The sequence below is a fragment of the Streptomyces sp. NPDC001980 genome (assembly GCF_040296885.1).
In the GTDB taxonomy this organism is placed as follows: domain Bacteria; phylum Actinomycetota; class Actinomycetes; order Streptomycetales; family Streptomycetaceae; genus Streptomyces.
The window spans coordinates 271813-297483 of record NZ_JBEOYD010000008.1 but is presented as its reverse complement, the minus strand read 5'-3'; the positions used below and the strand labels follow the sequence as shown (position 1 = coordinate 297483).

22 protein-coding genes and 2 pseudogenes are annotated in these 25671 nt (G+C 70.1%); 16 read left to right on the top strand and 8 right to left on the bottom strand.

Annotation, left to right across the window (positions count from 1 at the left end; genetic code table 11):
• Positions 1-31 precede the first annotated feature (31 nt).
• Positions 32-727 carry a DUF998 domain-containing protein gene (locus ABT137_RS15450; protein ID WP_351708256.1) on the top strand — a complete coding sequence of 232 codons (696 nt, stop codon included), beginning with the start codon at positions 32-34 and terminating at the stop codon, positions 725-727.
• On the opposite strand, the gene ABT137_RS15445 is transcribed toward ABT137_RS15450, so the two are convergent.
• From ABT137_RS15445 to ABT137_RS15430, 4 genes are all read right to left on the bottom strand, one after another.
• Complete coding sequence (locus ABT137_RS15445) at positions 703-1374, bottom strand: response regulator (RefSeq protein WP_351708253.1); 672 nt, start codon at positions 1372-1374, stop codon at positions 703-705. The genes ABT137_RS15450 and ABT137_RS15445 overlap by 25 nt on opposite strands.
• Positions 1344-2693, bottom strand: coding sequence for a sensor histidine kinase (locus ABT137_RS15440; protein ID WP_351708250.1), 1350 nt, complete (start codon positions 2691-2693; stop codon positions 1344-1346). Before ABT137_RS15440 ends, ABT137_RS15445 begins: the two co-directional genes overlap by 31 nt.
• Before the next feature lie 365 nt (positions 2694-3058).
• Positions 3059-3715, bottom strand: a complete 657-nt coding sequence (locus tag ABT137_RS15435; protein ID WP_351708247.1) for a response regulator transcription factor — start codon at positions 3713-3715, stop codon at positions 3059-3061.
• 41 nt (positions 3716-3756) lie between these two features.
• A complete protein-coding gene (locus ABT137_RS15430; RefSeq protein ID WP_351708402.1) occupies positions 3757-5421 on the bottom strand; it encodes a sensor histidine kinase in 1665 nt (554 codons plus the stop codon).
• 176 nt (positions 5422-5597) lie between these two features.
• Here ABT137_RS15430 and ABT137_RS15425 point away from each other — a divergent pair, with 176 nt between their 5' ends.
• The 4 genes from ABT137_RS15425 to ABT137_RS15410 all read left to right on the top strand — a co-directional run bounded on the left by ABT137_RS15425 (position 5598) and on the right by ABT137_RS15410 (position 12352).
• Positions 5598-6263 (top strand): winged helix-turn-helix domain-containing protein, encoded by a 666-nt coding sequence (locus ABT137_RS15425; protein ID WP_351708244.1) that lies wholly within the window; start codon positions 5598-5600, stop codon positions 6261-6263.
• A gap of 23 nt (positions 6264-6286) precedes the next feature.
• On the top strand, positions 6287-7582 hold the full coding sequence (locus tag ABT137_RS15420; RefSeq protein WP_351708241.1) for a sensor histidine kinase: 1296 nt from the start codon (positions 6287-6289) through the stop codon (positions 7580-7582).
• Positions 7579-9504 carry a glycoside hydrolase family 9 protein gene (locus ABT137_RS15415; protein WP_351708238.1) on the top strand — a complete coding sequence of 642 codons (1926 nt, stop codon included), beginning with the start codon at positions 7579-7581 and terminating at the stop codon, positions 9502-9504. The genes ABT137_RS15420 and ABT137_RS15415 overlap by 4 nt, the downstream gene beginning before the upstream one ends.
• A gap of 211 nt (positions 9505-9715) precedes the next feature.
• On the top strand, positions 9716-12352 hold the full coding sequence (locus ABT137_RS15410) for an alpha-L-rhamnosidase-related protein (protein ID WP_351708235.1): 2637 nt from the start codon (positions 9716-9718) through the stop codon (positions 12350-12352).
• A 92-nt stretch (positions 12353-12444) separates the two neighbouring features.
• On the opposite strand, the gene ABT137_RS15405 is transcribed toward ABT137_RS15410, so the two are convergent.
• Positions 12445-13473, bottom strand: a complete 1029-nt coding sequence (locus ABT137_RS15405) for a glycoside hydrolase family 19 protein (protein WP_351708233.1) — start codon at positions 13471-13473, stop codon at positions 12445-12447.
• Between the two features lie 223 nt (positions 13474-13696).
• Between ABT137_RS15405 and ABT137_RS15400 the strand changes: the two are divergent.
• Together ABT137_RS15400 and ABT137_RS15395 are read left to right on the top strand one after the other, a co-directional pair.
• Positions 13697-13884, top strand: a pseudogene (locus ABT137_RS15400) (IS256 family transposase); the annotation flags it as partial.
• Between the two features lie 74 nt (positions 13885-13958).
• The gene (locus ABT137_RS15395; protein WP_351708230.1) at positions 13959-14342 is read left to right on the top strand and encodes a VOC family protein; all 384 of its coding nucleotides are present in this window, start codon (positions 13959-13961) and stop codon (positions 14340-14342) included.
• A 228-nt stretch (positions 14343-14570) separates the two neighbouring features.
• Here the strand turns inward: ABT137_RS15395 and ABT137_RS15390 are convergent, their stop codons facing one another.
• Positions 14571-15620: an SgcJ/EcaC family oxidoreductase gene (locus tag ABT137_RS15390; protein ID WP_351708227.1), complete on the bottom strand. Its 1050-nt coding sequence runs from the start codon at positions 15618-15620 to the stop codon at positions 14571-14573.
• A 154-nt stretch (positions 15621-15774) separates the two neighbouring features.
• Entirely contained in the window at positions 15775-16575 is an 801-nt protein-coding gene (locus ABT137_RS15385) for an alpha/beta fold hydrolase (RefSeq protein WP_351708224.1), read from the bottom strand.
• A gap of 287 nt (positions 16576-16862) precedes the next feature.
• Here ABT137_RS15385 and ABT137_RS15380 point away from each other — a divergent pair, with 287 nt between their 5' ends.
• Complete coding sequence (locus ABT137_RS15380; RefSeq protein ID WP_351708221.1) at positions 16863-17810, top strand: GlxA family transcriptional regulator; 948 nt, start codon at positions 16863-16865, stop codon at positions 17808-17810.
• Between the two features lie 46 nt (positions 17811-17856).
• Positions 17857-18105: pseudogene (locus ABT137_RS15375) on the top strand (IS110 family transposase); the annotation flags it as partial.
• Between the two features lie 22 nt (positions 18106-18127).
• Here the strand turns inward: ABT137_RS15375 and ABT137_RS15370 are convergent.
• On the bottom strand, positions 18128-19093 hold the full coding sequence (locus ABT137_RS15370) for a GlxA family transcriptional regulator (RefSeq protein ID WP_351708218.1): 966 nt from the start codon (positions 19091-19093) through the stop codon (positions 18128-18130).
• A 78-nt stretch (positions 19094-19171) separates the two neighbouring features.
• Here ABT137_RS15370 and ABT137_RS15365 point away from each other — a divergent pair, with 78 nt between their 5' ends.
• The 7 genes from ABT137_RS15365 to ABT137_RS15335 all read left to right on the top strand — a co-directional run bounded on the left by ABT137_RS15365 (position 19172) and on the right by ABT137_RS15335 (position 25371).
• Positions 19172-19519, top strand: coding sequence for a DUF6616 family protein (locus tag ABT137_RS15365; RefSeq protein ID WP_351708215.1), 348 nt, complete (start codon positions 19172-19174; stop codon positions 19517-19519).
• A complete protein-coding gene (locus ABT137_RS15360; RefSeq protein WP_351708212.1) occupies positions 19516-20178 on the top strand; it encodes an HD domain-containing protein in 663 nt (220 codons plus the stop codon). The genes ABT137_RS15365 and ABT137_RS15360 overlap by 4 nt, the downstream gene beginning before the upstream one ends.
• An 850-nt stretch (positions 20179-21028) precedes the next feature.
• A complete protein-coding gene (locus ABT137_RS15355) occupies positions 21029-21730 on the top strand; it encodes an MIP/aquaporin family protein (protein ID WP_502984518.1) in 702 nt (233 codons plus the stop codon).
• A gap of 241 nt (positions 21731-21971) precedes the next feature.
• Positions 21972-22868, top strand: a complete 897-nt coding sequence (locus ABT137_RS15350; protein WP_351708207.1) for an AraC family transcriptional regulator — start codon at positions 21972-21974, stop codon at positions 22866-22868.
• A gap of 247 nt (positions 22869-23115) precedes the next feature.
• On the top strand, positions 23116-23898 hold the full coding sequence (locus tag ABT137_RS15345; RefSeq protein WP_351708204.1) for an alpha/beta fold hydrolase: 783 nt from the start codon (positions 23116-23118) through the stop codon (positions 23896-23898).
• 148 nt (positions 23899-24046) lie between these two features.
• Complete coding sequence (locus tag ABT137_RS15340; protein WP_351708201.1) at positions 24047-24427, top strand: YybH family protein; 381 nt, start codon at positions 24047-24049, stop codon at positions 24425-24427.
• 266 nt (positions 24428-24693) lie between these two features.
• On the top strand, positions 24694-25371 hold the full coding sequence (locus ABT137_RS15335) for a response regulator transcription factor (RefSeq protein WP_351708198.1): 678 nt from the start codon (positions 24694-24696) through the stop codon (positions 25369-25371).
• Positions 25372-25671: the final 300 nt, after the last annotated feature.

The window sequence follows — 25671 nt, the reverse complement described above, 5'->3', positions numbered from 1 at the left end:
GTAATGACCTTGCCGAGGTGCCGATGGTTCGATGACCGGCATGGTCACCCATCACCGACTTCTTGATTCCACGGTCACCCGAATCGGAGCCGTCTCCTGGCTCGCCGGCGCAGGAATTTTCGTTCTCGGAAACATCATCGCCCAGCTGGCCTGGAATACCCCGTACAGTCTGCGCAACAACAACATCAGCGACCTGGGGAACGTGTACTGCGGGAACACCGACCCCCTCGACAATCCACCCGTCCGCTATATCTGTTCCCCCGCGCATACGCTGTTCAACGGCGCGATCGTCGTGGCCGCACTGCTCGTCCTCCTCGGTGTCCTGCTCACCGCGCAGGCCTGGGGGCGAGGGCGGGCGTCGGTGACCGCTCGGGTGTTGATCGGCATCGGCGCCTGCGGGTATCTGCTCGCCGCGCTGTGGCCGGCTGACGTCGATCTCAATATGCACGTACTCGGTGCGCTGTTCATCATGGTCGGGGGGAACATCGGGCTGCTCGTCGCCGGAGTGGCTTTCGGCCGTGGACCGCTCAGGGCCCTCAAGGTGCCGACTCTGGTCATCGGGACGCTCGCGTTCGCCGGGACGATCGTGCACTTCGGCGACAACTATTTCGGTCTCGGAATGGGTGGCGCGGAGCGTATAGCGGTTTTCTCCCTGCAGGTCTGGCTGGTGATGACCGCCACCGTCATTCTGCGCGGTGTCGCTCAGCGAGCCGAATTCCGGAGATAGGCGAGCACCGCCAGGACCCTGCGGTGGGTGCTCTCGGCCGGCGGCAGGTCGAGTTTGCCGAAGATGCTCCCGACGTGTTTGCCGACCGTGGCCTCGGAGACCACCAGGGTCCGGGCGATCGCGGCGTTCGAGCAGCCCTCGGCGATGAGGCCGAGCACCTCGCGTTCGCGTGCCGACAGGCTCGACAGCGGGTCGCGCTGCCGCTGCAGCAGCTGCCGTACGACCTGCGCGTCGACCACCGTTGCGCCCGCCGTCACGCTGCGCAGCGTGACGGCGAACTCCTCCACATCGACCACACGGTCCTTCAGGAGGTAGCCCACGCCCCGGCCGTCCGCCGAATCGAGCAGGTCGGAGGCGTAGCTCAGCTCGACGTACTGGCTCAGGGCGACCACGGCCGTGCCGGGGTGGGTACGCCGCAGTTCGACGGCCGCGCGCAGCCCTTCGTCGGTGAAACCCGGTGGCATCCGGATGTCGGTCACCACCAGATCCGGCTCGTGCTCCGCGGCGGCCGCCCGGAGCCCCTCCGCGTCGCCGACCGTCGCCACGACCTCGAAGCCGAACCTGCCGAGCAGACTGGCCAGGCCTTCCCGGAGCAGCAGCCCGTCCTCGGCCAGGACTACTCGGATCGCAGATCGTTCTGGCCGCACGGAAGCTCCACACGTAGCAGGGTCGGTCCGCCGTCCGGACTGGACAGCAGTATTCTGCCGTCGACGACCGCCAGCCGGTCCGCGAGGCCGGTCAGGCCCGTGCCCCGCGCCGGGTCGGCGCCGCCGATGCCGTCGTCGAGGATCTCGACCGTCAGCGTCCGCCCTTCTCGCCGGACCGTGATCGAGGCGGCGGTGGCCCGGCTGTGCTTGGCGATGTTCGTCAGTGCCTCGGTGGCGACGAAGTACGCGGTCGTCTCCACGTGCCGGGGCAGCCGGTCCGTCACGTCCGTCAGTTCTGTGCGTACGGTGACCGGGATCGCGGACCGGTCGGCGAGCTCGCCGAGCGCCGCCGTCAGCCCCCGGTCGGTCAGCACTCTGGGGTGGATGCCGCGGATCAGCTCCCGCAGCTCGGCCATGAGCTGCTTGGCCTGCTCATGGGCGTCGGTCACGTTCTGGTACGCCTGGGTCCCCGGCGCGATGTCCAGACGCGCCAGGCCGAGCCGCAGCGTCAGGCTGACGAGCCGTTCCTGGGTGCCGTCGTGCAGGTCGCGTTCGATGCGGCGCCGCTCGGCCTCGAACGCGTCCACGAGCCGCGCCCGTGACCGTGCCACCTCCACCAGCTCGGCCCGCAGCCGGTGCTCGTCCCCGTCGCCGAGAAGGGCCCGCGCCACCGCACCGTGCGCACCGGCGAGCAGGGCCAGGAGGTAGGGCACGGCAGGAAGCATCACCACGCCCGCCAGCGCGTACCACAGGGCGTCGCCGACACTGTCGGCACTGCCGAACCCGAGCGCCACCGGAGTGCCGTCATGGACCAGCAACGGCGCGGCGATGAACCCGGCCACCAGGAACGCGACGCCGAACACCACCAGGTACGCCACCGGGCCGACCGTGACGAAGAGGACGGCATAGGCGACCTCGCGCCAGGTCGCCGCCTCGCGGCAGCGGGTCCGGACCCATGGCCAAGGACCGGGCCGCGGCGGCACCCGGTGGCCCGAGCGCACCGGACGCGTGTCCACCAGAGCCAGTCTCCTGCGCTCCGCGACCGTCAGCGGCATCGCCGCCAGCGGGGCGCCGACGGCGATCAGCACGCCCCCGCCCAGCACCGAGGCGAGCATGCCGCCTGGTGGGACATGGGCGCCGTGGACGACCTGCGACCAGGTCATGAGCCACGGCAGCGTCAGTGCCCCGATCACCACGCCGGCCGACAGCATCAGCGGCACCGACGCCAGCAGGTAGCCCAGCGCACGCCACGGCCAAGCGCCCAGGAGGAACCGGCGCCCCTGCATCGACTCCCACACGGTCTGCGGATTCCCGGGCACGGGAACAACGCTAACCGCCCGCAGCGCACGGACCCTGCCGGCCAGGCCCCGTCTTCGGGGTATGCCTGGCCATACCCCGGACGGACGGACACGAGAGCGCGGCGGTCAGCTTCTGGTCAGGATGCGCGTCCCGTCCGGGTCCTGCGTCTCCGGCACACCCAGGTAGGCGAGGTCCTGGACGAAGCGCTGCCGTGAGACGGGATGTCCGTCATTCAAGTCTCCTGTCGCCCGGGCCGCATCGGCCCGGAGTCGTAAGGGGAGCCCCCCCGTTCATGCCGTCGCCAGGGCTTCCGCGGGCGTGAGCCGGGACGCTCCGACGGAGGAGTGGACGCCGGCTCCCGGCGTGAACCCCGCGCACCGGTGGGTCAGTCGGGCCCGAGCCCCGCGTCCCGGGCCAGCAACGCCGCCTGGACCCGGTTCTCGCACCCCAGCTTCGTCAGGATGCGGCTGACGTACGTCTTCACCGTCGCTTCGCTCACATGGATCCGGGCGCCCGCGTCGGCGTTCGACAGCCCCTCGCCGAGGAGTCCGAGCACCTCCAACTCCCGTTCGCTCAGGGCCTCCAGGCGTCGCCGTGCCTCCTCGCCGCGCGCCGCGGCACGGCCCGAGGCGAGGGAGTCGACCACATGGCGGGTGGCGCCGGGCGACAGATACGCGTCCCCTGCGGCCGCCGCCCGTACCGCCTGGATCAGCTCGGCGGGCGCCGAGTCCTTCAGCAGGAACCCGGCGCCGCCCTCGCTCAGTGCGCGCAGTACGTTCTCCCGCTCGCCGAACGTCGTCAGGATCAGGGCCCGCACGGCCGGTGCCGCCCGGCGCAGTTCGGCCAGCGCGGACAGGCCGTCCAGTACGGGCATCTGGATGTCGAGCAGGGCCACGTCGACGGTGTGCGCACGGACCAGCTCGACCGCCGCACGGCCGTCGGCGGCCTCCGCGACGACGTCGATGTCGTCGGCGGAGGTGAGGATCATCCTGATGCCCGCCCGGATGAGCGGTTCGTCGTCCGCGACGAGAACCCTGATCACAGCTCTCCTGCTTGGTGGTCGAGGCTACGACGTGCTCATGGCTACGACGTGCTCATGAACGTCCGCTTCTCGATCAGTTTGCCGTCCCGGAAGCAGAAGCGGAAGGCGGGCGCCTTGCCGCCCCCGTCCGGCCAGTCCCCGCTCGACAGGTAGGACGAGCACGTCGCTCCGTGCGGTGCCGGGGGAGCACCGTGGTCGCTGTCCAGCGCCTGGGCCAGGAACGACCTGCCGTGCGGCAGCCTGTCCCGGACGGCCGCCTCGGTGTCGCCGACCCGCACCGAGTCGTAGACCGACGGGTCGATCACGAGCTTGTCGGCCTCGTCGCCCACCAGCTTGACGACGAACACGACGGCCAGCCCCCCGAGCACCACGAAGGCCAGCAGCGCGCCGCCGCATCCGATCCAGAGGCCCTTCCTCCTGCTTCCCATGGCGATGTCGAACTCCTTCTGTCTGTCCGGCGGACCGGACCAGTCGATGAGGTCGCCACCGTCTCCGGGCACCTGCCCTCCGCTCTGCCCCCGGAAGTCGTCCGCCGTGTCGACGAAGGTCGTCGTCTCCCGCCCCGGATAGGGCAGTACGCCCGCGATCCGGAACCCGCCGTCGGCCGTGGCCCCCGCGTGCACCAGGCCGCCGACCAGCCGGGCCCGTTCCTGCAGCCCGGTCAGGCCCTGCCCGCCGCTGACCACGGTCCGCCCCGCGTCCTCGGCCGTCGCGGGCACCGGTCCGTTGGCGACCTCGACCACCAGGGAATCCGGCTCGTAGCGCAGCGCCACGGTGACCGGGGCTCCCGGGGCGTGCTTGAGGGCGTTGGTGAGGGCCTCCTGCACGATCCGGTACGCGGCGTGGTCGGCGGCGGGGGCCAGCGGCCGTGCCTCGCCCGTGCGCCGGAGCTCCACGACCGCCCGGGTGCCCCGCGCCGCCGCCACCAGGGCGTCGACCCCCGCGGCGCCCCGGGTGACGGGCTCAGGTGCGTCCTCGCGCTCCCGCGCCCGGTCCGGGGTGCCGTCACGCAGGATGCCGACGGCCTCGCGAAGTTCGTGCATCGCGGTCACGGACGCCTCCCGCAGCACGCCGACCACCTCGCGCTGGCCGTCCGTCAGGCCCCGGTCCACCTCCAGGGCACCCGTGTGCACGGCGATCAGCGCCAGCTGGTGGCCGAGGCTGTCGTGCATGTCCTGCGCTATCCGCTGCCGCTCCCGCAGGCGGGCGTGGGACGCGACGATCTCGCGTTCCCGCAGCAGCTGGGCGTTCTGTTCGTGCAGCGCGCGCAGCAGCCTGTGCCGTTGGGCGCGGTAGCGGCTGGCCAGAGCGGGCACGACCACCGCCGCCAAGAACCCGAGCGTGACGAACAGCAGCGTCTGCGGCGCGGGCAGCGCGAAGGCCGCCAGCTGGACGGAGAGTCCCGCGTAGAGGACGTACGAGGCCGCGAACAGCGTGAGTGCCCGCCGCGGCGCCTCGATCCTGGACCCCGCCGACCAGCTCACGACCATCAGCAACAGCCAGAAGGCGCCGAGCACGCCCGCGAGCGCCGCGGTGAGCACCAGCACGCTCCCCGGGAACGCCCGCCGCAGCAGCGCGGCCACCACGACGGCCACCGCCACGGCGACCGCCCGCGGCACGCTCGCGTTCGGCAGGGTCAGGGCCGTGAGCAGGGCGAGCACGAGGGCCAGCAGCGTCTCGCCGACGATCCGCCGCCGAGGCCACATACCCGCCGCGCCCAGGTGTTTCCGGATGCCCTCCCGGACATCGAGGGCCTTCATCGTCACATCCACGCGCCCACGGTAGGCACCCCCGCCCGGGCACACAGCATCCGTTCGTCGCACCCGCGCGCGACGAAAGTCGCGCCACTCGGGCGACACGGCCACCGTCTAAGCTCCGGACCATGCGCGTTCTGGTCCTGGAGGACGATCCCGACCTGGGCCCTGTCGTCGCCGCTCAACTGCGCGGCGAGGGCTTCGCGGTGGATCTGGCGGGCACTCTGGCCGAGGCGGACCTCAAGCTCGCCGTCAATCGCTACGACTGTGTCGTGGCCGACCGCGCGGTGCCGGACGGTGACTCGCTCACGCTGCTGGCCGCGCACCGGCGTACGGGATCGGCGCTGCCCTTTCTGCTGCTGACGGCGCTGGACGCGGTGGACGAGCGGGTGGCCGGCTTCGAGCATGGCGCGGACGACTACCTGGTCAAACCGTTCGCCTTCGCCGAACTGGCCGTACGCGTACGGGCGTTGTGCCGCAGGGACCAGCCCGCGCGGCCGCCGGTCCTGCGGGCGGGCGACCTGGAGGTCGATCTGCCGCGGCGCCGGGTGTCCCGGGCCGGGGTACTGCTGAGCCTGTCGGCCAAGGAGTTCGCGGTGCTCGAGATGCTGATGCTGCGCGCGGGCGAGGTCGTGACGCGCACCGAGCTGATCGAGAGCTGCTGGGACGAGGCGAGCGAGCCGATGTCCAACGTGGTGGACGTCCTCATCGGCCAGCTGCGCCGTCGGCTCGGCCCGCCCGATCCGATCCGGACGGTGCGCGGTGTCGGCTACCACCTGGGCGGCGAGGAGTGAGGCGTCGTGAGACCGCGTCCGCCGTGTCTCCCGCCGTGGCCCGGCTGCGGCGCACCCGCCGGGTGATGACGCTCCTGTTCGCCTCGGCCACGGCTGCCTGTCTCGTCGTACTCGCCGCCGTCGCCGTCCGTATCGACGCCGGGTCCCGCAGCTCCGGCCTCGACCACGAGGTCGGCAGCCGTGCCACCGGTCTGTCGCGGGCGGTGTGGTTCGACGCGGGGGTGCTGCATCTGGAGCCGCTGCGGGAGGACGAACTCGCCCGGGGCGCACAGGTGCTGGCCGTCATCCGGTCGGCGTCGGGGAAGGCACCGTCGGTGCGGAACGTCGTCCCCACGCGCTCGGCGCTGCCCGACGCGGAACGGCTGGACCGGATCTGGCGGAGCGTCCTGGACGAACAGGAGACCGTGCTGGTCAGCGCGCCGTCCGCCGGAGGCGGGCGCTTGCGTTGGGCGGCGTCTCCGGTCTGGGACGACGACCGGATCGGGGCCGCCGTGCTGGTCGGCACCGAGCTGGCGCGCAGCGAGCACGATCACGACGTCCTGGTGCGGTGGCTGGCGCTCGGCTGTACGGCGCTGGTCTGTTGCGCGGCGGCCGTCGGCCATGTGCTCTCCGGCCGCGCCATGCGGCCTGCGGTGCGCGGGCTCGGGCAGCAGGAGCAGTTCCTGGCCGAGGCGGCACACGAACTGCGCACGCCGCTGGCGACGTTGCGGCTCGTGGTGGAGCGGGGTGGTTCCTCCGACGAGGCGCTGCGGCTGGTGGACCGGCTGAGCCGGCTGGTCACCGGGCTGCTCGCCAGAGCCCGGCTGGAGGCGGGCGCGCAGCAGGTCGAGCGGGTGCCGCTGCGCCTGGACCAGCTGGTGGAGACCACGGTCGAGGAACTACCGGACCACGCGAGCGTCACGGTGGCGTCCGAGCCGGTGGTGGTCCTCGGCGACCCCGGCCTGCTGGCCCAGGCGGTCCGCAACCTGGTGGAGAACGCCCAGCGGCACGGGGGCCAGGCGGGGGCGCCGGTGGAGGTCACGGTCGCGCCGGGGCTGGTGACGGTGCGCGACCACGGGGCGGGGGTACCGGCGGGGGACCGGGAGCGGGTGTTCCGCCGGGGGGTCACGGTCACCGGGGGGTCAGGGGCCGTCGCGGGTACCGGCGCCGGACTCGCCATCGTGCGCTGGGTCGCCGAGTTGCATCACGGCACCGCCCGCCTCACGGACGCCCCCGGCGGCGGGCTGCTCGCCGAGCTGCGGCTGCCGGTGCGCCCGCCCCGCACGACACCGGCGTCCTCATCGTCATCTCATGAAGGCCCCGGCACCGTGGGCGCATGAACTCATTGCGCACCCCCGGGCTGCTGGTCGCCGCGGGCGTCAGTGGCCTGGGCACCCTGCTCGTCGCCGTGAACCTGTTCGGCATGCCCTTCGGCGGCGCCCGCACACCGCCCTCGACCGACGTGGCCGTCCGGGTCGACCAGGTCGGCTATGTGCGCGGCGAGACGAAGCAGGCCTACGTCATGGGCCCCTCGAAGGCCCTCGCGGGAGCCCGTTTCAAGGTCGTCGACACCGGCGAGGGCAAGGTGGTGGCGGCGGGTCGGCTCGGTCCCGTCACCGGGCACTGGAACGCCAAGTACCCCTCGGTACGCACTGCGGACCTCTCCGCCCTGAACACCCCCGGCACCTACCGCCTCGTCCTCACCGGCACCGCGGCAGGCCGCTCGCCCGCCTTCCGCATCGCCGGCGCCCGGGAGCTGATGACCCCGCTGGTCCGGGACAACATCCGCTTCCTCCAGGCCCAGCGCGACGGAGCCGACGTCCTGCCCGGCGGCGCTCTCGAGCGCGGCCCGTCCCATCTGGCCGACGAGGACGCGACCGTCTACGCCGATCCGGACTACGACGAGGAGGGCACCGAACTGCTCGACGAGCGGCTGATCCCGACCGGCGACCGGGCCGACGTCTCGGGCGGCTGGTTCGACGCGGGCGACTTCCTCAAGTTCACCGGCACCACCTCCTACTCGGTCGCCGAACTCCAGCTCGCCCAGCGCGAGTTGCCGCACATGACGGAACTGTCCGCCGAGGCCTCGCACGGGCTGGACTGGCTGGACAAGATGTGGGACGAGGACAGCGAGACGCTCTACGCCCAGGTCGGCATCGGCGCGGGCAACGACGCCGTACGGACCGACCACGACGTGTGGCGGCTGCCGGAGGCCGACGACCGGCTCGACGTGCGGCCCGGTGACCCCGACTACACGATCAAGCACCGTCCGGTCTTCCGCGCGAACGAGCCGGGCGAGCCGATCACCCCCAGTCTGGCGGGGCGGGTGGCCGCGGCCTTCGCCCTCGCCGCGCAGCGCGTGGCCGGCACCGATCCGGAGGAGGCGCGGGCTTGGCTGGACAAGGCCGCCGCCGTCTACGACCTTGCCGACACCGACCCGGACCCCGGCGAACCGCTCTTCACCGCTTTCCCGAGCGCCTTCTACCCCGAGGACTCCTGGCAGGACGACCTGGAGTTCGCCGCCGCCGAACTGGCCCTGGCGGCACGGGATGTGGGGGACGACCGGGAGGGGGACTGGACGGCCGACGCGGCCCACTGGGCCCGCGCCTACCTGGACTCCGACGTCAAGGGCACCCTCGACGTCGCGGACGTGAGCGCCCTGGCCCATGTCGACCTGGCCACCGCTCTGGACGGCGCCCGGACGGGCGGCATCGGGGAGGCGGACCTGTACCAGGACCTGCGCCGCCAGCTGGACGACGGCGTCGACGGCGCCGGGCACGACCCGTTCGGTGCCGGCGCGGTCTACGACGACTTCGACGCCGTACCGCACACCTTCGGCCTGGTGGCCACCGCCCGCCTCTACGCCAAGGCCACCGGCGACACCCGTTACGCGGCCTTCGCCGGGCGGCAGCGCGGCTGGGCCCTCGGCGCGAATCCCTGGGGGACCAGCTTCGTGATCGGTGCGGGCGAGGTCTACCCGCACTGCCCGGAACACCAGTTGGCCAACCTCCGGGGCAGCCACGACGGCAAGGGCGCGATCCTGCGGGGCGCCGTGGTCAACGGCCCCAACGCGGCCGCGGAACTTGCGGAGTTGAACACCTTCCCCACCATGAAGAAGTGCACCGCCACCCCGCCGACCGGAGCCTGGACGGACTTCGACGGCAAGGGGTCGCGGTACGTGGACGACGTCGGCGCCTGGCAGACCGTGGAACCGTCTTTGGACTTCACCACGACGGCACTGCTGGCCTTCGCGCTGACGTAGGCGTCGCTGCTCGAAGGACTCGACCCGGTGCTCGACGTGGTGCTTGCGCCGGACACTGCGTCGACGCCGCAGTGTCATGTGTGCTCAGGGATCGGCGAATTACTCCTGTCCCAACGCTGTACGGGCGCCCCGCGTTCGAGATAGCGTCACCTCGCAACTGGGAATTGAAACGATTCAAACCATTCTTGCTCAAGGAAGAGTAGGGAGCGCCATGGCGTCGAACAGCACACCGGACAAGGGTCTTTCCCGGCGCACAGTTCTGGCCACGGCCGGCACTGTCGGGCTCTCGGCGGTGTCCCTCTCCGCCGGACTCCCCTCGGCAGAGGCGCTCCCGGCCGAGCAGACCTCCGCTTCCGCCACCGGCGGCCCGTCGCGCCGCGCCGGCGGCTGGCACCGGTACGTCCAGGGCCCGTCCTCCCGCACGGTCCGCCCCGCGCGGATCGTCGCGGTGAGCGGCGACGTGAAGAAGCCCGAGGCGTTGCTCAAGCCGGGCGGTGCCGGATCCGTCCTGCGGCGTCCGAGCCCCGCGGCGGCGCCGCGCTGGCCCGACGGCACCACGGCCGAGGCCTCGTCGGCTCATGCCGGCAACAACGGCAACGACGGGCAGCCGCGCACCTACGACGCCGCCAATGCGATCGACGGCAACCCGGACACCTTCTGGAACGACGACACCCTGGGGGCGTTCCCCGACGTCCTCACCATCACCGCGCCGCAGGTCACACCCTTGACGGGCATCACGCTGATCTCCGACAGCGACGGCGTGCCGACCGACTGGACGGTCGATGTGTGGCGCGACGGCGACTGGCACGCCGCCGCCACGGTCACCGGCAACGACGCGGTCCAGAGGGCCGTTCCGTTCACGGAGGAGGTCAGTACCGACCGCGTGCGCATCACGGTGACCAACGCGCAGGACACCCCGCACGGTTACTTCACGCGGATCAACGAGGTATGGCCCGCTCCCGTCGACCCGATTCCCGTACCGAGCATCACCGTTGACTTCGGCAAGGTCGTGGTCGGCTATCCGCAGATCCGGTTCACCTCGGCGTCCGACAACTCACCCGGGGTGCGGGTGGCGTTCTCCGAGACCCGGCAATTCCTCACCGACCGCTCGGACTTCACCCGCTCCGACCAGGCGGGCGGTGCCGGGCAGGGCACGGACCAGTTCGCCGTGCCCGCGAAGGGCGCCAACTGGACCGACCACAAGGGCTTCCAGGCCGGTGACAAGGTGTTCGCGGACGGGCTGCACGGATTCCGCTACCTCAGGATCAGCCTCGACGCGCTGGCCTCGGACAGCCCTGCCGCCCAGCCCTGGGGGACGGTCGAAATCGACTCGATCGCGTTGCAGTTCACCGCGTACCTGGGTACGCCCAGCACCTACCGCGGCTGGTTCCTCTGCTCCGACGACGAGTTGAATCGTTACTGGTACGGCGCCTCGTACACCAACGAACTGGTCACCGACACCTTCCGCCAGGACGACGTCGATCCACGCAACGCGTGGAGCGCCTCGCTGGAGGGGAAGCTGGTCCTGCAGGACGGCGCCAAGCGCGACCGCGACCCGTACGTCGGCGACCTCGCCGTCTCCGCGCGCACCCTCTACCTGACCCACGACGACGCCGCCGAGGCGGCCCGCAACGTCTTGGCCGACCTCGCCGACCATCAGCGCGCCGACGGCTGGATCCCGCCCGCCTCCATCGGGAACTACACCCTGCCCCTCTTCGACTACCCGCTCTACTGGGTCACCTGCAGCTGGGACTACGTCCTTTACACCGGCGACCGCCCGTACGCCACCCGCTACTACCCGACCCTGCTGAAGGTCCTCGACACCTGGTACCCCAGCGTCACCGACGACGCGGGCCTGCTGAGCAAGGGCCTCAACAACACCGGGGGATACGGCGACTACGCCTTCCTGGGCCGCACGGGCCGCGTCACCTACTACAACGCGCTCTACGTCCAGGCCCTCCAGGACGCGGCCCGGCTGGCCCGGCTGCTGGGGCAGGACGCCGACGCCGCGCGCTGGAGCACCAGGGCGGACACGGTCGCGCAGGCCGTCAACTCCGCGCTGTGGGACGCCGACGCGGGCGCCTACCTGGACTCCGCCACCGGCGCCGTGCGTCACGCCCAGGACGGCAACTCCCTCGCCGTCGTCACCGGCATCGCGAGCGCCGACCGTGCCGCAGCGGCGCTGGCGCATCTCGACGCGACGACCGGGCGGGCGTACGGGAACGCGTTCATGGACAACGACACCCTCTTCGACCAGGCCTCCCAGCGGGTCTACGCCTTCACCTCCTACCCGGAGATCGAAGCCCGTTTCCTGACCGGCCGGGCCGACTCCGCGCTGGACCAGATCCGCCGCACCTACGGCTGGATGGACGGGAACGACCCCGGCATCACCCACTGGGAAGGCATCGGGCCGGACGGATCCCTGTACGAGGGCGCCTACACCAGCATGGCCCACGGCTGGTCCACCGGTGTCCTGCCGGTCCTGACCCACCACCTGCTCGGTGCCCGGCCCACCTCGCCCGGTTACGCCACCTGGGAGGTGCGCCCGCAACCCGCCGACATCGACTGGGCGACCGGCCAACTGCCCACCCCACACGGCCCCTTGGGCGTCGAATGGGAGAACGGCGCACGCTCCTTCCGCCTCACCGTCCACGTGCCCGGACACACCCAGGGATCGGTCGCCTTCCCCGGCGACCCACGGGGGCAACGCGTGCGCACCGGCCGGCGGACACTGTGGGACGGCCGGCGGGCATCGACTCGCGACGTGGCCGTGGCCGACGGCGCGGTGACCGTGTCGGGCCTGGGGCCGGGTGACCACAGTTTCGTGTGCGAGCGGCACGACGGCTGACCGTTCCGGCTCCGGTCCGCGTCCGCTCACGGTCGGCGGGCAACCGCCCGCCGACCGTGAAAATCCTCATTGACTCGGTGTTGGGGAGGCGGTCAGCAGGTGAGGTTGGAGCCTGCGGGGACACCGAGGATGGAGGTGAAGGAGAGGTAGTCGTTGACGCGGTCCTGCATCTCGGCGGTGTTGCCGCCGTTGCACTCGATGCTGCCGTTGATGCTGCGGATGGTCTCGCCGAAGCCCGCGCCGTTGACCATGGCGTTGTGTCCGGTCATCGTGCCGGGACCGGTCTGGGTGTTCCAGTACCACAGGCCGGTCTTCCAGGAGATCGCCGCGTCGGAGGCAACCAGGCCGGGGTTGTCCAGCAGATCGACGCCGAGGGCGTCGCCGGCGGCCTTGTAGTTGAAGTTCCAGCTGAGCTGCATCGGGCCGCGCCCGTAGTAGGCGTAGGTGCCGGCGGGACAGCCGTAGGGCTCGCTCGCGCAGTAGTTCCCGGACTGGTCGACCTCGTTGATGTAGACGAGGCCGCCGGTCTCGTGGTCGACGTTGGCCAGGAACGCCGCGGCCTCCTGCTTCTGCACGGTGGTGCTGCCGGTGGTGGCGAAGCCGGGGTAGGCGCTGAGCGCCGTCACCAGGCCGCTGTAGGTGTAGAAGGAGTTCCGGTTCGGGAACATCTGGTTGAACTGGGCTTCGCTGACCACGAATCCGCCCGTGCCGCCGCCACCGGAGCCTCCGGTGCAGGTGTAGGGGGACCAGTACCAGGTGCTGATGGTGGGGTCGTATCCGGGGTTGTCGTGGGTGGCGATGTAGTACTGGCCATTGGGGGTGTACTTCACGATGGCGCCGGTCGCATAGGACTGTCCGGCCACCCAGGCGGGGTAGTTGCAGGTGCTGCCGGTGCCTCCTCCGCTGGAGCCACCGCAGGCTCCTTGGTCGGCCCAGACTGCGGCGACGCCGGGCGTCTCGCCCTGGGTCCACCACTTGGCCTGCCAGTTGTCGCCGTTGTAGGAGGCGGTCATGCCGCCGGTGTAGACCGCGCCGGAACTCCAGGCCGCCGCGCAGTCCGCCGCAGCCGCGGGGCTCGCGGCGCCGAGGACGGTGAACGCGCCGAGGAGGCTGGCCAGCATGGCCAATATTGTCATGCACCTGCCATAGCTGGCTATGCGGAATCCGCTGGGCATGGTTGCGCTCATGCGCCACTCCAGAGGTAGGGGGTGAGTGGTACCCCCAGCAGCAAAGCGCGATTGGTCCAGACCAGTCAAGGGTTTGGTACGGACTTTTGTTAGGACATGAGGAATAGTCAATTCCTTTGCTCTGCGGCTGGTCCGGGGCAGATCGCGGACGGGGACCACCGACGACGTCGAGGAACTGCTGGCGTTCTCCACCTTCCCGGCCGAGCACCGGATCCGTCTGCGGACCACGAACCCCGGAGAGCCGACCTTCTCCAGGTCAAACTCCGCACCAAGGCCACCCGCGGTGCCGGCAACCCGGCCGCCGCTCTCGCGATGGTGTTCAAGCCGGTCGAGCGAGGGGAGGCTGCCGCCTGATCCGCACCACGCGACCGGTGACAATTACCCGGTCACGTGCGGGGCTCATCAGGCAGGCTGCGCGAATGAGATCTCGAACTGACGGCATGTGGTGGGGAACGGCGATCGAGGCGCCGGACCCCAGCGGGCTGGCGAAGTTCTACGCCGAACTCCTCGGTTGGCACCTCGGGCACGAAGAGCCGGGCACGGCTGTCGTCGCCGCCTCCCCGCAAGGACCGTTCTTCGTGTTCCAGCAGGCAAAGGGCTATCGGCCGCCCGTGTGGCCTCCGGCCGAGGGGGACCAGCGCCCGATGATGCACTTCGACTTCCAGGTAGGTGATCTGGACTCGGCGGTCGCCGATGCGGTCGCCCTGGGCGCCACCGTGGCGGAGTTCCAGCCGCAGGAGAACGTCCGGGTGCTCTTCGACCCGGCCGGCCGTCCCTTCTGCCTGTGCATCGACGAGGGATGACCGGCTGGGGCAGCCCCGGATGAGAGCCGGGAGAGGGCACACTACGAGTGCCTGGCCCGCCTCTCACGCCACGAGATCCACAACTCTTGACGGGCTGCTCGCACAGAGGGTTTCTCCGAAGGCTCAGTTGGGCCATCCCTCACAGTGTCCTGAACATTGATCAGATGCCCGCCAAGCCCTGGGAGGGGCGGGTGGCCTGTGCTTCCGTGCCCAGGCCGCCCGACGCGATCAGCTGAAGAACGGGTCGTCCACGACGTGAACCCAGCCGCCGCCCGGCTGGCGTCGGAGGATTTCGGTGGTGGTGGAGACCACCGGCTCCGGTCCGACCCCGGTGAGGGTGGCGATGTTCGACACCAGGGCGACATCGTCGACCTGTCGGATCTCGCGCGGTTCGAGCGTGAGGTGGGCACCGCTGTCGACCATCTGCTGCATGGCCGTGCGGATGGCGTCCGTGCCCACCAGGTGGGTTCCGGGGGTGGGAACGAAGTGGGCGTTCGGCTCGTAGAGCGACACCAAACCCTCGACGTCACCGGCCTCCAGGTACTCCATGTACAAGGTCCCCACCTGCTGGGGCGTCTCGGCACGGCGCCGGGCGGTGACGCCGACCGGCTTGTCGCCCCAGCCGGCCGCGTCGATCAGGTCGTACCAGTTGGGATAGGCGCCGTAGGGCAGGTGACGACGCAGCAGGTCGCCGATGAAGGTCGTCGGGGACGCCTTGTGGGGCTTGGCCACGGCCTGGGTGATGATGAGGTCGCTGAACCCGTGGGCCAGGTCCTGACGCGGCAGCAGGGCGTGCACCTCGTCGGCGAGGCCGGCCGGAAGGCTCTCCCGCCGGACTCCGAGGATGTCGGTGGCGATACCCGCCTGCGCCAGCGCCACCTCCCTGCCCTTCCGCGAGGCGATGCCGTCCGAGGTGTGCAGAGCGATGGCGTCCCAGGCGACGGCGATACGCCCTTCGTCGACACCACGCTCGCGGAGGAATGCCGCGGCGAGGTCGGCGCCGTCGACCTCGAAACGCTGGTCGCTGTTGCTGCCCTCCTCGCTCAGTCCCAAGTCGTGCAGGACGCAAGCGACGAACAGCAGCTCGTCGTCGTAGTCGGTACCGGCGCGCAGACCCTGGTTCTGGGCATGGGCGCGGGCGAAGACGTAGCTGCGGACGCAGTGATCGTGAATGAAGGCAGGCGTGGCCTGTGCCGCGAAGGCGAATGTGTCCCGGGTGAGGCTCGTGTCGGGGAGGTCGAGCTGCTCGAAGACGGACAGGTGTGCGTCGGTGGTCATGATGTGTCTCCTTCTTTCGGGCCCCGGTCCGGGGCGGATCGGGGCGGTGGCCGGGCGGCACGCTCACGCGTGCCGGGTATGGGGGGTGCGGCTGCACGGCAGGTGGCGTGACAGCCGATCGCCACACGGGGGATGTGCGGCTGGAGTGCTGTGCTTACAGCTGGGCGACGAACGCGCCTATGTGCGCTGCCACCTGGTCGGGCACCTCAAGGGGTGAGAGGTGGCCGGTGTCCTTCAGGACGGTCAGCGTGGCGGTCGGGATCAGCGGCAGCAGGTGGTCGGCGAGCACGGTCGGCGGGTCGACCTGGTCGTGGCTGCCCGCGAGAACCAGCACCGGCACCTCGATGGCCGAGAGGCCGGCCGACACGTCCTGGACCAGGCCCTGGCGCGGCCACTCGAGACGGGCCTCGTCGCCGCCGCGCAGACTGTCCTCGACCACCTGCCGACGCAGTTCGGGAGTCAGCCCGCCGCGGGTCAGCATCAGGTCGATGCTCTGAAGAACCGCTTCCTCGTTGTCGTAGGCGTGGGAAACCGTCTCCTGCACCTGCTCGGTCACCCCGACCGGCGCGGGCGGCGCGGGCGCCACGAGGACGACTCCCCTCAGACCGGCGGGCTTGCGTGCGGCCACCATCTGAGCCACCTTGCCGCCCATGGAATGCCCGACCAGCACGTAGCGGGAGTGTCCGAGTGCGTCGACGACCCGCTGTGCGTCGTCGGCGAGCTGCTCCAGGTCATAAGGTCCCGGCACGCTCGTGGAGTCGCCCCATCCACGCTGGTCGTAGGCCACGAAGCCCTGCCCGGGATCCAGCCGCTGAAGCACCGGGATCCAGGTGCGCCGTGAGCCTCCCCAGTAGTGCAGGAAGATCAGCGCCGGGCCGTCACCCTCGCGGACGTGGGCGTACACCTGGCCGCCCCGCACGTCGAAGAAGCGGCCCACCACATTCTGCAAAGTCATCGCGGGCTCCTCGTCCACGGCCGGGGCTCTCGGACCACTCCACCGGTGTGTGGAGTCGGCTGCCCCGCGCTCGCTCTTCGATCCTGCTCCGGAACATCCCTTCCAGGACACGGCTCATCTGCCAGCATGCGCATCTTTTGGGCCAGGTCGTGCAGGTGAGCCCATGCTTTCCGGTCACCCGATCAGCGACTTGATCAGGGGGTTTATCCCGGGAACATTTCTGGGGCGAGGCGCGACGGCTCCCTGGCCCTCCCTGTGACACTGGTGTCGGACGTAATATTGCGGCCATGAACAAGCACCGGGTCATGGTCCTGGCGGTCGACGGCGTGCTGCCCATGGATCTGGGGATCCCCACGCAGATCTTCAACGCCCGTCCGAACACCCCCTACGAGCTGACCGTGTGCGGCGACACCGAGGAGGCCGTGACCACGAGCGCCGGTTTCACCCTCGGGCTGACCGCGGGTCTCGAGGCGCTCGCCGAAGCGGACACGATCATCGTCCCGGGCTTCGAGGACTTCCGGCGCCCTCCGCGTCCACGGGTGAGGGCCGCTCTCAAGCTCGCCGGCCGCGCCGGGATACGCATCGCTTCCATCTGTACCGGCGCCTTCGCCGTCGCCTCGGCCGGACTGCTCGACGGCCGCACCGTCACCACCCATTGGGCCAAGGCGGATGACCTCGAAGAGCTCTACCCCCGGCTGCGCGTCGACCGCAACGTCCTCTACATCGACAACGACACCATCCTGACCTCCGCGGGCTTCACGGCCGGCATCGACCTGTGTCTGCACCTGGTCCGCAAAGACCTCGGCGCAGCTGTCGCGAACGACATCGCCAGGGACATCGTCGCCGCCCCACACCGTGACGGCGGACAGGCGCAATACATCAACAGGACCCTCCCCACCCCCCAGGCCACCACGCTCGCCGATACCCGTGAATGGGCCCTGCTCCACCTCGAAGAAGAGCTCACCATCCCCCACCTCGCCGACCATGCCGGCGTCTCCCCGCGCACCCTGACCCGCCTGTGGCGCCAGGAAACCGGCGTCAGCCCCCACCAATGGCTCCTGACCGCCCGCATCAACCGCGCGCGAGAACTCCTGGAGGCCACCGACCTCCAGGTGGAGCAGATCGCCGTCCGGTGCGGACTCGGCAGCGGAGCCAACCTGCGCGCCCGCTTCCGTGACACGGTCGGCAATACCCCCACGGCCTATCGCCGCACCTTCCAGCACCAGGCCGCCTGACGGCGAAGGCCGGACCGCGCCGTCACAGAGTCCGTCGGCCAAGGCGCGCAGTCCGGGCAAGGTCGGCGGCAACCCTCACCGGACGCTGGTCCACCACCGAAGGCTCCAGCGCGTCTTCACCTCCGCGCTGGTCGGCGTCCGCTACGACGCGAGCCCGGGGAAGTTCTACGACCGCAAACGCGCCGGAGGGAAGAAACGCGTCCCAGCCGAGCTCACTCTCGCCCGTCGGCGCGTCGACGTCCTGTGGGCCCTGATCCGTGACCGAAGTTGCTGCGAAACGGCGTCCCCCCGGTAGGTGGGACCGTTGGACAACAGCATCAGGAAGCGAAGGTGCGGCGGTAGCCCGATGGGCTGGTCCTGGTCATCGCGGTGAAGTGGATGCGCAATGACTCCGCGGAGCCGAAGCCGCATCGGTGGGCGATGTCGTCGATGCCGAGGCGCGTGGTCTCGAGGAGTTCGCGCGCGCGGCCCACGCGTTGCATGGCCACCCAGTTCATGACGCTCGTTCCGGTCACGGCCCGGAATCTGCGGCGCAGGGTTCGTGTGCTCATGTGGCTGTGCCGGCTGACCGACTCCAGGGTGAGCGGCTCGTCGAGGTGTTCCAGGATCCAGGCGATCACGTCGGTGATCTCGGAGTCACCGTCGGGCGGGATGTGCTCGATGAACTGGGCCTGTCCTCCTTCGCGGTGGGGCGGGCTGACCAAGAAGCGGGCCATCGTGTTCGCGGCGGCCTGACCATGATCGAGCCGCAGGAGATGCAGGCACAGGTCGGTTCCGGCGAGGACACCCGCGGAGGTGAAGACGCCGGTGTCCTCGACGTAGAGCTCCGCTTCGCGGACCTCGACCGACGAGTGGCGCTCTCGCAGCAGGCCGGCCCAGCGCCAGTGGGTGGTGGCGCTGCGGCCGTCCAGGATCCCGGCCGCCGCCAGGGCGAAGGCGCCCGTACAGATCGACACCATCCGGCTGCCCCGGTTGTACGCGTCACGCAGCCGTTCGACCAGCTCGGCGTCCGGAGACCCGGTGGGGTCTTGCACTCCGGCGACGATCACGGTGTCCGCCGTGTCCAGCCGGTCGAGCGGCTCGACCTCGCGGGGCACCAGCGGGTTTTCCGCGGGAACCGTACTCACCAAGGTCAGCTCGTAGGGGGCGCCGCCGGGCCAGCAGGCGGTCACCCAGTCCGGCCAGCGGCCGAACACCTGCTGAGGAACGGCTACGTCCAACAGCACGTAGCCGGGCTGCACCACCACGGCGACCTTGGCCGGATCCTTGGGATTAATGTCCATCTGGCCATCGTACGGTGGTCGCGCTCTTCCTAGGCTGGGCGCATCACGCCGATCGCGATTAGTCAGGAGATGCGCAATATGTACGTAGTCGTCGAGATGTGGACACCGAAGCCCGCGTTCTTCGCCGCCGACGAGAAGGCGCGGAACGACCTGTTCACAGGGATTCAGGAAGCCATGAAGCAGCTCGCGGACATCGGATTCGTGACGCTCGGCTGGGGCAGGGTGGAACCGGCCGCGCAGTCCGCGTCCTATGAATGGTTCGCGGTCTGGCAGGCCCCTTCGAGGGAAGTGGCCGATGTGTTCCTGGCCGGTGTCGAGAGCTCCGGCTGGTACACCTACTTCGAGCAGTCCAACGTCGTGGGGGAGCTGCGCCCGGCCGAGGTGGTCATGGCCGAGCACCTGGCACTGGAGACTGAGGGCAAGTGAGCGTGCTCGAGAATCTTCCGGAGGCAATCGGAGGGTGGCCGCGTACGGCGGCTACGGAGGCCGCTGTCGCCTTCACTGCCGAGCACTCTCCGGCATGGCTGCTCAACCACACTGTCCGCAGTTACTTCTATGCTCGAAGTATCGCCACCGCCAGGAAGCTCGTTGCCGGGTCGGACTACGACGACGAGACGCTCTTTCTCGCCACGGTGCTGCACGACATCGGTCTGACCGACGCCGGGCAGGGTCCGAACAGGTTCGAGGTGGACGGTGCGTTCCGGGCCGCTCGATTCGCCCGGGAGCACGGGCTGTCCGATGTCGCCGCCGACCAGATCTGGGATGCGGTGGCGCTGCACACCTCGCCGGGGATCGCGCCCCACAAGCATCTGGTCGGCGCTCTCGCGCATTTCGGTATCGGTGCCGACATGTTCGCTTTCGGTATCGAGGAGGTGGACCGGGCGGTACTGGACGCGGCGCACGCGGCGTTTCCGTATCTGGATCTGCGGAACAAGATCCATGCGCAGCTGGTCCATCAGATCGACGAGCAGCCGTCGAAGTGGGCGCCGGTGTCGTTCGTCGACATCGTGTATCGCAAGCACCGGCCGGACAATCCCTTCCCCGGGCTGGACGAGCTGGTCGCCACCCCGGTGCGTCCGGCCTGACGACGTCTCGCGATGGCCGCGGCCGGGTGCCGTGGCCGCCTGCCGGCGGGCAGCCGCCACGAAGAAGACGCGGAGCCGGGCACCCCGTGTGCCTGGCTCCGCGCCCGTGTTGACCCGGCACCGCGTCCCGGGCCCTTGAGTGTCGGCATCCCGACTGCAAAGAGAGCCAAGGCGGTCGCGATGCGAGGACCGATGCCGTGGGGAACGGCGCCGAGTTCTTCGGCGAGGGCTTTCACGGCTGCGTCGGGGGCGGCGGTCCTGTGGGAGGCGCGCAGTGCACGGTTGGCCGAGAACATGCGGTGTTCGAGCCCGTTGTTCTCGTCGTCCTGTCCTTCGGCCCGTGGCCATCGGCCCAGGATTTCCATGGCTGCGTCGTGCGGCTCGCGGTCGCGCAGCTGGGCGGTCAGCCGGTCCCTCGATTCGGTGAACCGGCTGAGCGCGATGTCTTGTTGGGAACGGAAGTTCGGAGCGGAAGTACGGAGCGGAAGTACGGGGAAAAAAAATTCTGCGGGGTGCGATCTCGGCCGCTCCCGCGATGCCGGCGATTGCGGTGGCGAGGCGGCCCCGTTCGTTTCGCCCGCCGCCCTCACCCATGCCCTGCCAGCACGTGGCCGCCACCACGGCCACCTGAAGCCACCCACTCAGCACCCTGTGAACTAAGCGCGCCCATGCCCCCGGATCTGGGCCCGCTGGTGTTTCCGGACCTGGGCACCAGGGTCGCCATCGACATGATGGCCAGGGGCTGACCGTGTCCACGATGGCCTCTGTACCTGCACGGCGGACTACTGATGCCACCCCTTGGGGGGCGACAGTCGCGGAGTTCGTCCTTACTGGCGGTGTCCTGTTCGTCGTGGTGACCGCCGTCCGCTGGATGTCGGCATCGCCGCTCAGCCGGGCCCTGCCACAACCGCATCTTCAGCTTGCGGTCGTGGCGGTGATGGTCGGCGCGGCGCTCGCGGGGGCGCTGTCCTCTCCATGGGGCCGTTACTCCGGCGGACATCTCAACCCGGCGGTGACCCTCGGCCTGTGGCTGACCGGTGCTTTCCCCGGCCGCCGGGTTCCGGCGTACTTCGCTGCCCAGCTCACCGGTTCCGTGGCGGGTACCGGCCTGGCCCGCCTCGTGTGGGGCCCGGTCCTCGGGGACCGGATGGCCTACGCCGCGGTTGAACCCGCTCCTTCCTGCTCGCCGACCTTGCTGTTCACCGTGGAAGCCGTGTCTACCGCCGCTGTCCTCACCGTCACCCTGCTGCTGATGTCCCGTCGTGCGTGGACGCGCTGGATCCCGCTGGCTCGCCCCGCCGCTTCCGCCGTGGTCGTGATCGCCCTCGGCACCCTCACGGGCGGGTCCGCCAATCCCGCCCGCCAGTTCGGCCCCGTTCTGTGGGCCCACCGGCCAGGTGACTGGTCACATCTGTGGCTCTATCTGGTGGCACCCCTTGCGGGCGCGGTCCTCACCGGTGGGGCCGCCCGGTACCAGGCGTATCGCCCTTTCCGTCCTCCGAAGAGCGACGGCGGACGGTCGCGCGAGAGGCGATCGGAGAGTGGCCGATGAGCCGATGGAAGAACTGGCTGAAGTTTGGTGGCACTGGTGAAGCCAAGCTGCGCCGCGATGTGGGAGGCCGGCGGGTCGTCGTGTGCCAGGAGACGTTCGGCTTCCAGAACGACCCGGCGGTCGGTGATTTTTCGCTCCCGTCCCCGCCGCCGTCCAGCTCGGCCCTGGAGAGGGCGCGGGGTGAGTAGGGCGAAGGAAGCTCGCCGCCGGTGTGGTCGGCCGCAACTGCGATCATTGGTGGATGGCTGGTATGGGAAGCCCGGATGTCGTCGACGTCAGCTATGACAACCCGGATCAGCCCCGGCTGGGGCTGGAGGTTCTGTCCTTCGCGACGCTGCGTGAGCGGCTGCTGCCGTCTGTCGCGGCGGCGCCCAGTCGTCCGGACTTCCATCAGCTGACCCTGGTCACCCGCGGCGAGGGTACCGCGTTGATCGACTTTGTGGCTTACCCGTGCGCTCCGGGAACTCTGCTGCATGTGCGTCCTGGCCAGGTGCAGCGTTTCCCCGCGGATCCTCAAGGGGGCATTGCGGATCTCGATGCGACCTTGGTGGTGTTCACGCCTGCCTTTCCACCGCCGGGGCCTGCCGGCGCAGCCGTCATCGACGAGGGGCTCAGTCCTGCCGCTTTCTCACTGTCCGCGGGGGAGTACCGGGCCATGTCGGTGGCCGTGGCCGAGATAGCGGCGGAATACGCCACGCTGGCCGAGCGGGACGCTTCACAGGCGGAACTCACTGTGGAACTGCTGCGGCAGCTTCTTGCTGCGCTGCTGGTACGCATGGCCCGGCTGCCGCATCCCGGTGAATGGAATCCCGCGGCGGGGGGCGAGGTGTTCCGGGTCTTCCGCGGCGAGCTGGAACGCGCGTTCGCCACGAGGCGCCGTGCTGCCGAGTATGCCGCGCACCTCGGTTACTCGCCGCGGACGCTTACGCGAGCCTGTCTGGCCGCTACGGGCCGTACCGCGAAGGATCTCATCGACGACCGTGTCGCCCTGGAGGCCAAGCGGCTGCTGGTACATACCGGCCTTCCTGTCGCGTCCGTCGGGCGCATGCTGGGCTTCACGGAGCCCACCAACTTCGGGAAGTTCTTCGAGCGGACGGTGGGTGCCACTCCCGGGGCATTCCGCGCCACGCAGCGCTGACAGCCCCGACCGCTCGGACAGCCAGAGGCATCTGGACCGTGGAGCGGAGACTGCGCCGAGCCCGGGCTCTCCGAGGCGCTCGCCTTGAGCGGATCGGCGAGTCCATTTTCGACCATGGCGAGACTCTTGCACACCTCGCCTGCGCAGCACGCATCGCGCATTGTTCAAGCACGCAGTCAGCGCGTTATCCGCGTCCGGTCAAGCCTCTGACTGCCTGGTGTGGCCGGGAGGAATGGAGAAAACAACCATGCCGTACGCAGACGTCAACGGTGCCCGCCTCTACTTCGAGGACAGCGGTGGTGAGGGCCCGGTCGTGGTCTTCAGCCACGGCAACCTCATGGACCGTGACATGTGGGTGCATCAGATCCAGGGCCTGGCCGGGGACTTTCGGGTCGTCGCGTGGGACGAGCGGCTGCACGGCCGGACCGAGGACGACGATAAGACCTACACCTACTGGGACTCGGCCGCCGACTTGATCGGGCTCCTGGATCATCTGGGTGTGCGGCAGGCGGCGCTGGTGGGGCATTCGCAGGGCGGCTTTCTGTCGATGCGGGCCGCTTTGCTGGCGCCTGAGCGGGTCAAGGCCCTGGTGCTGATCGACACGACCTCGGTCTCCTGGCCGCTCGAGGCGCTGGAGCAGATGCGTGGTGTGTCGGAGGGATTCCGCGGAGCGGGTCCGGAGGCAGTGGCCCCGGTATTGCTGGGGATGCTGCTGGGCCGGCCCGCGATCCACGATCAGTGGCTGGCGAAGTGGAGGGCGCAGCCGCGTGAACGGCTCGCCGACGCGGTGCAGGTACTGATGGGGGTTGACGACATCACCGGCCGGGTCGGTGAGATCACGGTGCCGACCTTGGTCGTCCATGGCGACGCGGACCAGCCGATCCCGTATCCGTTGGGCCAGGCGCTGGCCGGGAAGATCCCCGGTGCCGAGGAGTTGGTCACCGTGACCGGGGCAGGACACACGCCGAACCTCACTCATCCCGACCAGGTCAACCCGGCGTTGGCCGGCTTCCTTCGCCGGTATGCCTGACGGTCCCACGCCTCCCCAGGGGTGGACCTGCGGCGGCGGTCAGCACGGCGCTGCTGCCCGCGGAGCATCCTGGCGGACCTTCACACGCGGGTCCCAGCACCCGCCATCTCAAAGATCTGCACAACATCCAATTCTGAAAGGAACGACCATGCCGACTCCCATTACCGACCCGGCGCAGCTCCCCCCGGCCTTCGAGAAGGCCATGAACTCCGGGAATCTCGACGAGGTCCTGAGCCTGCTCGCGCCCGGTGCGGTCATGCGTACCGTCACCGGTGAGACCGTCACAGGTCAGGCGCTGCGCGACTACACGGCCGGGTCGATCGCCGGCAACGCCCAGCTGTCCAACGGCCCGTCGCGCATCGTGGCCGGCGACGACATCGCGTTCATCAGCGAGGAGTGGACCCTCGAGATCACCGGTCCCGACGGCAACCGGAAGAAGGCCACCGGCACCACTGCCAATGTCGCCCGTCGTGGTCAGGACGGCACCTGGCGCATGGCCATCCTCAACCCCCTCGGCACCGCCGCCTGAGCGTCCGTGGGTGGGGTCGGAGTCCGCCGCCCCGGGAACTCCGGACGGAACCGACCGCACTTGGATCAGACGGAACGGTCGCAAAGTTCGTCGACGTACGTGCGCGCATCCACCTCGGGCAGTGCCCAGGGCAGGAAGACGGCTCGGTGGATGACGGGGTCGCCACCCGGTCGCGCGGGCGGTCCGATCCGTCGGCTGAAGGGTCGCCGAACGTCCTGAAGATCCTCTTCAGCGCCTGGCGCGACCGGTCGGGCAAGGTAGAGGGCATGCGTGTGCTGGTGATGGACGACGACACCCGTCTCGTGGAGCTGCTCCAACAGGGCCTTCGCGCAGAGGGTTTCGCGGTGGACGCCGCGAGCGACAGCCTTGACGGTCTCGCCAAGGCGGCCGCGGACACCTACGACGCGATCATTCTCGACGTCATGATGCCGGGCCTGAACGGCTACAAGGTGTGCGCGCACCTGCGGTCGATCGGCGACAACACCCCGATCCTGATGCTGACGGCGAAAGACGGTGAGTACGACGAAGCGGAAGGGCTGGAGACCGGGGCAGACGACTATCTGACGAAGCCGTTCTCTTTCGTCGTCCTCACCGCCCGGCTGCACGCCCTGATACGTCGCGCGCGCCCGGAGCGGCAGATCGTCCAGCACTTCGGGGACCTGGAGATCGACACAGGAGCCCGCCGCTGCCGCCGTGCCGGCACGGACATCGCCCTTACCCCTCGCGAGTTCGACGTCCTCGCGCTGCTCGCGGCAACGCCGGACATCGCCATCAGCAAGGCGGCCATCCTGGACCGGGTCTGGGACAGCGCGTACGAGGGCGGCCCGAACATCGTGGAGGTCAACGTCAGTGCTCTTCGCCGGAAAATCGACCGTCCCTTCGGCCGGGCCAGTATCGAAACCGTGCCCGGCGGGGCCTACCGGCTCCGCTCCGACGGAGCGTGACCGCGGACACCGCCGGCGCCTGTGGCTGCGGCCGCGGACGGTGCGCGTCCGTGCCACCGTCGCCGTCGCACTGGTCGCCGGCCTTGCCCTCGCCGCCTGCTCGGTGGTCCTGCCGGGGACCCGGGCACGCTCCGGTGAGAGGCGGATCCGGTGGAAGGGACAGCTCCGACGGCGCTGAACCACTCCCGGGCGACGACCGGAACGCGCGGCGGGCCGCGGGACCGGCACTGCCTTTGACGGGCCCGGCGGTGTGCGCCCTGGCACCCGGTCGGGTGACACGAGTGTGATCCGTGCCGGACG